Raw genomic sequence first — 9,706 nt, 5'->3', positions numbered from 1 at the left:
AAATCTTATATCATTACAAGTAGACAAGTGAGTTCCCTCCCAGGATTATTGTTTTAGTCGACTTCAATTCTACAGGGAAACTCACTTGTTTTCTATATTTAAATTTAAAAATATTAATCATCCATCACAGATTGGTCTGCGATAAATCATAAAATATTTAAATAAAAATATAGCGTCAATGGTTTCTGTTTTTTTAACTCACCAACGCTATATATTGTACAACCGGTTTTCTATGTTCAAGCAAGAAAAGACTTTGTAAGTAGAGTCTGTCTAAAGAAAAATCAGATTAAGTTGATCTTTGACTTTTGCTATTTTTAATAATTAGGAATTTTAAATGTCTAGGGGAATAAGTGATCCTAGCACTTGCCTTTATTAAAAAAACCAGCATATAATAAGGTGAACTTCAAATAGAGACACTACTTATTCTGTTAAGGTAATAATGAATGGATAGATGTAAATAATTATTGATAGGGGTTAAAGTTTTGCGAATTAAAGAAATTATTGTTGTTGAAGGAAAAGATGATACTGCCAAACTTAAGCAAGTTTTTGATGTAGATACAATTGAAACAAATGGATCAGCGATTAATCAAGCGACTCTTGATCAAATTAAACATGCCCAGGAAAAACGAGGGGTTATTATTTTTACGGATCCAGATTATCCAGGTCAAAGAATTCGTCACATAATTACAAACGCCGTTCCAAACTGTAAACATGCCTTTTTAACAAAAGAGGAGGCACGCGGAAAACATAACAAAGGAATTGGCATTGAACATGCTTCTCCTGAATCAATTAAAACAGCTTTAGCACAGGTTTACCAGCTAGAGAATACCAAGCAAAGTTTAATTTCAAGGGATGATTTACTCGAACTTGGCTTAATAGGTGATGCTTTAGCTAAAGAACGGCGAAAAAAATTAACAGAGCGTTTGCGAATGGGTTATGCTAATGGTAAGCAATTATTAAAAAGATTACAGATGTTCCAAATTACACCTGATCAATTAAGTGCAGAAATGAATGTTATTTTCCAGGAGGAAGCAGATGAGCAGAGAAAAGGCAATTGCAACACCAAGTAAAACAAAAGAATACTTGACTAAATATGGTTTTTCATTCAAAAAAAGCTTGGGTCAAAACTTCCTTATAGACGTAAATATCTTAAAAAACATCTTAAAAATAGCAGGAGTGACAAAGGATATTGGAGTAATTGAAATTGGCCCGGGCATGGGTGCCTTGACTGAACAACTGGCCATCGCTGCTGATCGTGTTGTTGCATTTGAAATTGACCAGCGTCTTGAACCAATTCTACAAGATACTCTAGCTGATTATGATAATATTTCAGTCATCTTTCAAGATGTTTTAAAATCAGATTTATATCCAGTGATACAAGAGCATTTTAAACAGGGACAGACAGTTAAGCTAGTCGCTAATTTACCCTACTATGTGACAACTCCAATCATTATGCACTTGTTAATGGCGGATTTACCACTTGATAGTATTACTGTTATGATTCAAAAGGAAGTTGCTGAACGAATGGCGGCTCAACCAAATAACAAAAATTATGGTTCCTTGTCGATCGCCGTTCAATATTATACAGAAGCAGTTACTAGTCTTAATGTGCCGAAAACAGCGTTTATGCCTCAACCTAATGTTGATTCAGCTGTTTTGCATTTAACCTTTCGGAAAGAGCCTCCAGTCTATGTTAAAGATGAATCCTTCTTCTTTGATTTGGTCCGGGCAAGTTTTTCTCAAAGACGGAAAACATTAAGAAATAATTTAGTGCACTATTTTAAAGATCAATACGATAAGGAAATGATTGAGGGAAAATTAAAGCAAGCTGAAATAAGTGGCGATCGTAGAGCAGAAACATTATCGATTGAGGAATTTGCAAATTTAGCAAATATACTTGTTCAAAATTAAATTTTACTGAGAAGAAGAGGCTAGGACAAACTAGCCTTTGTAAATAAATAGAATTACTCTTACTTTTGTGATGTTTTGGATTCTTTGAAGCCTTAGAGTTAAGGGTTGTGAATTTCCTTAACCTCACAGACAATAAGGTAAATCCTCGTTCACAGTGTACTTTGGATTTACCTCTTTTTTAAATAAAGATAATATCCTAAAATAAAGAATTCTGCATAAATACTAGGTATATCAACAATTTAAGAAATGAAAAACAATAGATTTTACCACTAAATTACTATTATTGATAGAGCTTTGATACGACAATAAACTTAGATATGTGATTATAGCCATTAGTTTGAACCACTTCTGCCATCTTTTTGATCCAGCTCGGACATAAGATTGATCCAGTAAAGACATACCTGAACCACCTCCTATATAATGAAAGAGCACTTAATGTGCAAATTCATTATATAGGAGTTTTTTTGGTTCTACGTCAAGTAACGTTGGTGAGGAATTTTAGCTAACATATATTTAGTTGTTCATCACGAATCAAAGTAGCCATTATGCTGCTTTGATTCGTGATTCTTTTTGGTTATGATTTAATGAATTTGTTTCTATTGCTTTGAATTTGAAATGGATCAAAATGCGTTTTTTTAATTATAAAAATTCCGATAGCACACTAGCAGATGCCATTTTGGATAGAATTGTCCACGATTCGTACAACATCCTTATTGACGGTAAAGTTTCAATGAGAGAACGTCATGGATTGGTAGTATCCCAATGATTCCGAAAGAACTGGAGATTCGAATAGCAAGGTACTTCTTTCATAACTATTTATCCAATGAAGTAATGTAGGAAATAGAGGGAAATCTATTGCGCAAGTGTATTCGGCTGAACGATGAGCAATTAGACCACGATGAACTTGTGAGATGGGCACTTGAAATTATTGATAGACACCTGGACGATAAATATTTAAAATAGGGTAACAACAGTTATTGAAATTTATTAGATTTCAATGGCTGTTTATAAATCTATAAATAATGGGTCACTTCTTTCATTAGTGGATCAATCACTTGTCTGGCGTGGGTCAAAAAGATGGCAGAGATGGAGCTAACCAATGTCCTTCTTCATTTTGAAAGTATTACCGAGAAGTATGGAGTTAAATTAAGATTTTAGAGGAGATGAAATAATGGAGCTTAACCCAATAATAAAAAAGTCATTAGAGAAAATAAATTTTATAGAGCGATATAAAAGACTATCAAAAGAATTTGATGAAATAAAAACTCCACTAAATGAAAGATTGCGCTATATTGATGGAGAAACAGTTATTGAGAGTATTGAAGATTTAGGTTACAATGTAAGCTTTGATTCTAAAGATAAATTTTTCTTTACAGAGGCTGAACAAGTTGGTGATAACTATCAAACTTTAGTAAAGTTTGATTTAAATGGAGGTATGGTCGAATTTATATGGGAGGTATGGGAGAATAATAAGATTATATTAGGAAGTCCTTGGGGAACATATTCAAAACGAATGGGCGTAAAAAATATCAGAATAAAAAAGCCTATTTTTGGAACATATGAAGATTTAGATAAAATTTTCCAAATAGGTTTTGAATTATATAAAGATTTTAAGAAAGCATTAATTGAAGAATAAATAAGTTTTTGATATAACTAAAAGTGTATGAATAGTAAATTTTATGAGAATTACTTTAACTTCTTAAGTATTAACTCTAGTACAGTATATGGTTCATAAAGTAGTTACCGACGGAGTGATCCAGACACGGTGGCGGGAAAATCCTTCAGATTTTTCCGCCATACTTGCAAGGATCTGGTTCACTTCGGAGGTCGGCGAGCTTTAGTGAGCCGATATAAAAGCTCCCGTTATCTAACAGGGGGGTACACTTGCAAAATGAAAAAGGCGAAAAATATATAAAGAAACAGATATGCAACGATTTATAAGGTTATGCAAGGTTACAGTACTTCACACCCTATAATTTCTATTAGACAGGTTAAAACGGAATATTAGCTACAATAAAATACGATATACAAGGTATATACTTACAAGGGTATATGCCTTTTTTGATTGGAGGAATCTATATGAATGATAAAGAACTTATTGAAAAATTGAAAGAAAAGAGAAAATCCTGTGGCTATTCACAATCAAGGCTAGCAAATGAACTTAATACCAATAGACAAAGTCCCAATGAGATTGAAAACGGTAAGGAAAAAGCAAGTCGAGAAATGAAACATATGATATTACATTATTTTTATTACTGTAAATGTGAACAGCGATTTACTTTGATGATTGATTTCCTTCGTGTCCGCTTCCCTACTACAGACGCAGTGGAGCAATAAGGAATGTTAGACTAAAACCGCCACGTCCTGTGGCAACGTCTAACTGACCCACATCCTGTGCGCCCGAGGCTGCACCCACGGAAAGCGTCCACCCAGGGTGTAAATCACGGAGTGACACATCTAAATCATTTAAGTCGTGATGAATTATTTAAATGATCCTGATATCAAAAAGGAATCCAGTATTTAATGGATTCCTTCTTGATTTTAACTGAGTTATGTCCCAATTCCTATTTTACTTTTAGCCGGGTTTTGTCCCGGCTTTTCTTAAATCTGTTTAGTAATGTGAAAATAATGCTACTCAATCTTATGGATATGTTAATAATTATGAGTCTGATGGTATACCGTTAAAAGAAAGTGAGAAGGTTAAAATTACTAATGATTCTTTATTGTAGTGAAACTGTCAGTAACGGCCGATTGGTTCAAGAGCCTTTAGATCATACGCTTGTGGTACTAACGATCAGTTGAATAAAAGAATGTAAAATACGATCTGAATTGGTACAAATCAAGTACCTGATCAGATCGTGTTTTGCTTTTTCAAAATATAGAATAGGAAATATGAGAAGGAATCTGCTTATAAAAACAGTGCCGTATGGGCATAAAGAGAATAAGTTAAAATATATTTTAGTAAAAGCGACTAGAATGGTTCAAAGCTTTGGGAAAATGTTTTTTTGATTGACATATAAAATTATAAAATAGGTGTAAAGATGAAAGATAATAAGTGGTTATTTGAAAATGCAAAGTGTAAGAGTTGTGGTAGAGGATTAGATAAAAGTACTGAAATTAAAGGAAATAAATCTTTTAGAAGCTGCCAATGTGGCTGGATTATAAAAATACCCAAAGATAATTAACGTTTGTTTCTGAGATGATTATACGATTTGAATTTGTTGTTATATGTAATAAAAGAGGCAAATGCTAAACCTTTAGTTGATTAATTTGACGTCTATGTTATATTATTAGGTTAAATTATAACATTGGGGGAATTGAAATGAGGTATATATATAAAATATTCAGGGAAACAAACTTTAGTGAATTTGAATCGTATTTTAAAAGTCGATTTAACTTTGAAACGACATATAAGTTGCCTTTTTCAATTAAGCCAATAAACCAATCGAAGGCTTTTCCATTATATTATGTGCCGACAAATAATATGATTATGCTGATGAATAATATATACAAACAAGATAAATTATTAAACACTATTAATCAACAATTGCCTCCAATTGCTCGACAGAATTTTATTTTTGATTGTTTAATGGAGGAGTTGCATCATACAAATGAGCTGGAGGGAGTTAGAAGTTCTAAAGAAGAGATCATAAGAAGTGCAAGACTTCTAGATAAAAATAATCACAAAAATAGATTTAGTAGCATGATCACTTCATACAATAAATTATTAACTGGTGAACTCAAAGAATTAGAATCACCTGAAGACGTTAGAAAGATTTATGATCACATTGTTGAAGACGAAATAGATGATTTTGAGAAACCAGATGGAGAACTTTTCAGATTAGAAACAACATTTGTATATAAAAAGAGTGGATCAGAAAAGGTTATTCATAAGGGAATTACACCAGAAGAAAATATAAAAGATTCTTTAAGTCATTTAATTGAATTTTTAAAAACATCTAATATCCCTAAACTTATAAAAATAATGATCGCACATTATTATTTTGGTTACATCCACCCTTTCTATGATGGAAATGGCAGAACATCTAGATTTATTAGCAGTATCTATTTAAAGAATGAATTGAGTGATTTAACTGCTATTTCCCTGTCTAGAGGTTGTAATAAGTATAGAAATAAATATTTAAACGCATTCGAAATGACTAATAGTATTGCGAATAGAGGAGAATTAAATTTTTTCATTGATCATTTACTGGATATTATCTCTCAAGAACAAAAGAATATGATTGAAGAGATGAAAATTAAAAAAGAGCAATTAGATAGTTTTACAGAAAAACTATCTAATGACAGTAGATTCGATAATAATGAAGTATATCAGGGGATTATGTTTGTGTTAGGTCAAAATTATTTCTTTTCCGTTGAAGACAAGGGTTTGACAGTAAAACAGTTGTCAATCGTGGCTAAAAAATCCATACAAAGCATGCGGATAGCCTTAAATGATTTAATCAAAATGGGCGTGTTAACGACTAAAGGAAAAAGACCGATTATTTATTCGATAGCTGAGAATTACTTTGAGGAATCATTTGATTAGGTCTTTCCAACAGTTTTGCAGGTGATTTTGTTAGGAATTTAATAGAGAGGGAATTTCCGGCTAAATAAACTAAGGTATAACACTTTCTGAAAGGGCTTATGTACAAATTTAACATGCATACACTGGGACCCTTTCTTTTTCAACAACTCATCATACATTTGATTCGTTTTAATTAGCTTACAAAGGAATTGAGGATAAGTTAGTTCGTGTCTTTGAATCAGTCACATCATCAGAATACGATCTTTAGGGAATGCTTCAATTTATGACTAGAAAAGATGAATTGCATGTAGGCACACAAAGTTTTTTTTCATCATTTGACACGGCAGTGGAGCAATAAGGAATGTTAGACTAAAACCGCCACGTCCTGTGGCAACGTCTAACTGACCCACATCCTGTGCGCCCGAGGCTGCACCCACGGAAAGCGTCCACCCAGGGTGTAAATCACGGAGTGACACATCTAAATCATTTAAGTCGTGATGAATTATTTAAATGATCCTGATATCAAAAAGGAATCCAGTATTTAATGGATTCCTTCTTGATTTTAACTGAGTTATGTCCCAATTCCTATTTTACTTTTAGCCGGGTTTTGTCCCGGCTTTTCTTAAATCTGTTTAGTAATGTGAAAATAATGCTACTCAATGTTATCGACAATTAGACATCAATTAAATTAGATAAAATATATAATTTCAAATTTATGAGTGAAAGACACTCTATTATACCGCATTATGGTACAAAGTTTTATTAAGTAAGCGGTTAATTGACACTAAATTTTATATGGATACAATAAAAGTATCATTTATTAAGGTGCTTATCGAAATTAAAGCGCTTACAATCCAATTAACTAACTTGAGGAGGGAAGTATTTCATGATTAGATTTAATCAGTTAATTTCAGTACTAATGGTTATTTTTGTATTATTAGGATGTAGTGACCAGCAACAAGGTATTCAGGAGGATCCATCACTTATGGAAAATGAAATAATACAGCCTAAGAATATAGAAATAGTAGATGATTACTTAGCTGACCCACAATTTGATATGACATTTCCTGTTGATACATCTGATGATAACTATAATAGCCGTATACTCCCATCATTATTAACTAATTTTATTCACTTTGAAGATCAAGGTGAAATATTAGTTACCCCAATAAATGTGGATCATTTTGATTTATATATTAATGGTTATCGATTGGAAATAGAAGAAGACTCATGGCAAGATGGGAAAATCCATAAAGTTGATATTTCTCCTTACACTATTAATGGGAAAAATACGATCCAAGTCTCGAATATACAAGGTGAAGATAGTAGTGTAAATGTACAAATAGCTTATCCTAAAGTTGTTGATGGAAAAGATTTATATGCAACAAATGATACATTTAGTTTAATTGACTCCATAATTGAAGCGGAAGTTGAAAATGGTTTTACTTCAGCTCAGTTAACTATAATAAAAGATGGGAAAATAGCCAAAAACTCTAGTTATGGATATGTCAATAATTATGAGTCTGATGGTACACCGTTAAAAGAAAATGACAAGGTTAAAGTTACAAATGACTCTTTATTTGATCTGGCCAGTAATACTAAAATGTATGCCACCAATTATGCAATACAGCAACTGGTTTCTAATGGAGATTTGTTAATAGATGACCCGGTTTCTAATTACTTTCCTGAATTTAAAGATGATGAATCTGCGGATATAGTAGGAAAAGATAAGATCAAAATTCGTGATTTGTTAATGCATCAAGCCGGTTTCCCAGCTGATCCACAATATCACAATAATAATTTTGATGAAATAGCAGTAGCAGAGGATGGAAGTAATGCTTTATTTGCTCAAGATAAAGAAACAACCAAGGAGATGATCCTTCAAACACCCCTAGTATATGAACCAGGAACAGAGACTATATATTCAGATGTTGATTATATGTTATTAGGATTAATTGTTGAAGAAGTCTCAGGTAAATCATTAGATGAATATGTTAAACAATATTTCTTTGACCCCTTAAAATTAACCCAGATAACTTTTAACCCGTTGGAAAACGGTTTTGAAAAGGATCAGATTGTTGCAACAGAGTTAAAAGGAAATACGCGTGATGGTGTTGTAGACTTTGATCATATAAGAACGGAAATTATTCAAGGGGAAGTTCATGATGAAAAGGCCTTTTATGCTATGGATGGGGTCTCAGGACATGCAGGATTATTTTCAAACTCAGAGGATTTAGCTATTTTAGCACAGGTAATGTTAAATGGTGGCGGGTATGAGGATAATAAGTTTTTTGATCAAAAAACAATTGATGAATTTACAAAGCCTAGTCCCATTGATGATACTTTTGGACTTGGTTGGAGAAGACAGGGAGCGTAAAAAAATTATAATTGGGCATTTTCATCATTAGCTGATAAAGGTGCATATGGTCATACTGGGTGGACTGGAACCCTAACAGTTATAGATCCAACCAACAATTTAGTAATTGTCTTATTGACGTCTGCCAAAAACTCTCCAGTCTTAGATAAAGAAAATGACCCGAACACTATGTTGGGGAATAAGTATTTGACTAGCAACTATGGTTTAATAAGCTCTTTAGTATATAGTGCGTTTGAAGATAATCAATCAATTGAGAAAAATAATAGTCTTTTAATTGAATTAGTTGAAGAGAAGGAAAGACAGATAAATGAACTCCCAGATCAATGGGATAATAAGCCAAGTTTATTGTCATATAATGCATTAATAGATGTATTAGAGGAGCGAGGGGAGAATTCAGAATTAATTAATGAATATTTAAAAGAACATGATTTAGAAGAAATAAGAAAAGTTGTTGAAGAATAAACTTGTTAATCAATATTGATGTTTTGTATGTCGTATAATTTGGGCACTAGAAGTTAACTCTTCTAGTGTCTTTTTTAGTGTGCCTGGCATGGATGTAATCTCTAGGGTGAGAGTCCCGAGCCATGAAGGCAGAAGTAGTGGTTAGCCTAACGCAAGGGTATCCGTGGTGACGCGGAATCTGAAGGAAGCGAGCGGCAAACTTCCGGTTCGAGGAACACGAACTTCATATAAGGCTAGGTATCATTGGATGAGTTTGCTAAACAGAACAAAATCCTTTCTGCCAAAGATGATACAGAGTAAATGAAGCGAATAGATGGAAGGAAAGATTACATTCTTACCCAGGGAGGCCTGGTGGATACGTGAAGTACCCTTCATAACCTACTTAGCGATAAGTAACTGAACCACCAGGAGTCAGCAGAAGTCATAGT

The 9,706-nt window shown here is 32.9% G+C and carries 6 protein-coding genes and 2 pseudogenes; all 8 read left to right on the top strand.

Annotated features, from left to right (window positions below; all coding sequences use genetic code 11):
- Positions 1–482 precede the first annotated feature (482 nt).
- The 8 genes and pseudogenes from rnmV (at position 483) to KQI76_RS11855 (ending at position 9,278) form a co-directional block, all read left to right on the top strand.
- Positions 483–1,070 (top strand): ribonuclease M5, encoded by a 588-nt coding sequence (rnmV, locus tag KQI76_RS11090; RefSeq protein WP_216400366.1) that lies wholly within the window; start codon positions 483–485, stop codon positions 1,068–1,070.
- On the top strand, positions 1,036–1,911 hold the full coding sequence (gene rsmA, locus KQI76_RS11085; RefSeq protein WP_216400365.1) for a 16S rRNA (adenine(1518)-N(6)/adenine(1519)-N(6))-dimethyltransferase RsmA: 876 nt from the start codon (positions 1,036–1,038) through the stop codon (positions 1,909–1,911). The genes rnmV and rsmA overlap by 35 nt, the downstream gene beginning before the upstream one ends.
- A 658-nt stretch (positions 1,912–2,569) precedes the next feature.
- Positions 2,570–2,677 (top strand): annotated as a pseudogene (locus KQI76_RS11860) (AAA family ATPase); the annotation flags it as partial.
- Positions 2,678–3,082: 405 nt separating this feature from the next.
- A complete protein-coding gene (locus KQI76_RS11080; protein ID WP_216400364.1) occupies positions 3,083–3,547 on the top strand; it encodes a hypothetical protein in 465 nt (154 codons plus the stop codon).
- 443 nt (positions 3,548–3,990) lie between these two features.
- On the top strand, positions 3,991–4,248 hold the full coding sequence (locus tag KQI76_RS11075) for a helix-turn-helix transcriptional regulator (protein WP_216400363.1): 258 nt from the start codon (positions 3,991–3,993) through the stop codon (positions 4,246–4,248).
- A 985-nt stretch (positions 4,249–5,233) separates the two neighbouring features.
- Positions 5,234–6,460, top strand: coding sequence for a Fic family protein (locus KQI76_RS11070; protein ID WP_216400362.1), 1,227 nt, complete (start codon positions 5,234–5,236; stop codon positions 6,458–6,460).
- An 865-nt stretch (positions 6,461–7,325) separates the two neighbouring features.
- Positions 7,326–8,975: pseudogene (gene pbp4b, locus KQI76_RS11065) on the top strand (penicillin binding protein PBP4B); the annotation flags it as partial.
- Between the two features lie 27 nt (positions 8,976–9,002).
- Complete coding sequence (locus KQI76_RS11855) at positions 9,003–9,278, top strand: hypothetical protein (RefSeq protein WP_253288917.1); 276 nt, start codon at positions 9,003–9,005, stop codon at positions 9,276–9,278.
- Positions 9,279–9,706: the final 428 nt, after the last annotated feature.

It is taken from the genome of Amphibacillus sp. MSJ-3, assembly GCF_018919165.1.
GTDB lineage: Bacteria > Bacillota > Bacilli > Bacillales > Amphibacillaceae > Amphibacillus.
This window is presented reverse-complemented; position numbering and strand designations above follow the sequence as displayed.

Excerpts from the sequence above, each read along its gene's own strand:
- KQI76_RS11080 (WP_216400364.1), top strand. The coding sequence starts at position 3,083 with ATGGAGCTTAACCCAATAATAAAAAAGTCATTAGAGAAAATAAATTTT.
- rsmA (WP_216400365.1), top strand. The coding sequence starts at position 1,036 with ATGAGCAGAGAAAAGGCAATTGCAACACCAAGTAAAACAAAAGAATAC.
- KQI76_RS11075 (WP_216400363.1), top strand. The coding sequence starts at position 3,991 with ATGAATGATAAAGAACTTATTGAAAAATTGAAAGAAAAGAGAAAATCC.
- KQI76_RS11070 (WP_216400362.1), top strand. The coding sequence starts at position 5,234 with ATGAGGTATATATATAAAATATTCAGGGAAACAAACTTTAGTGAATTT.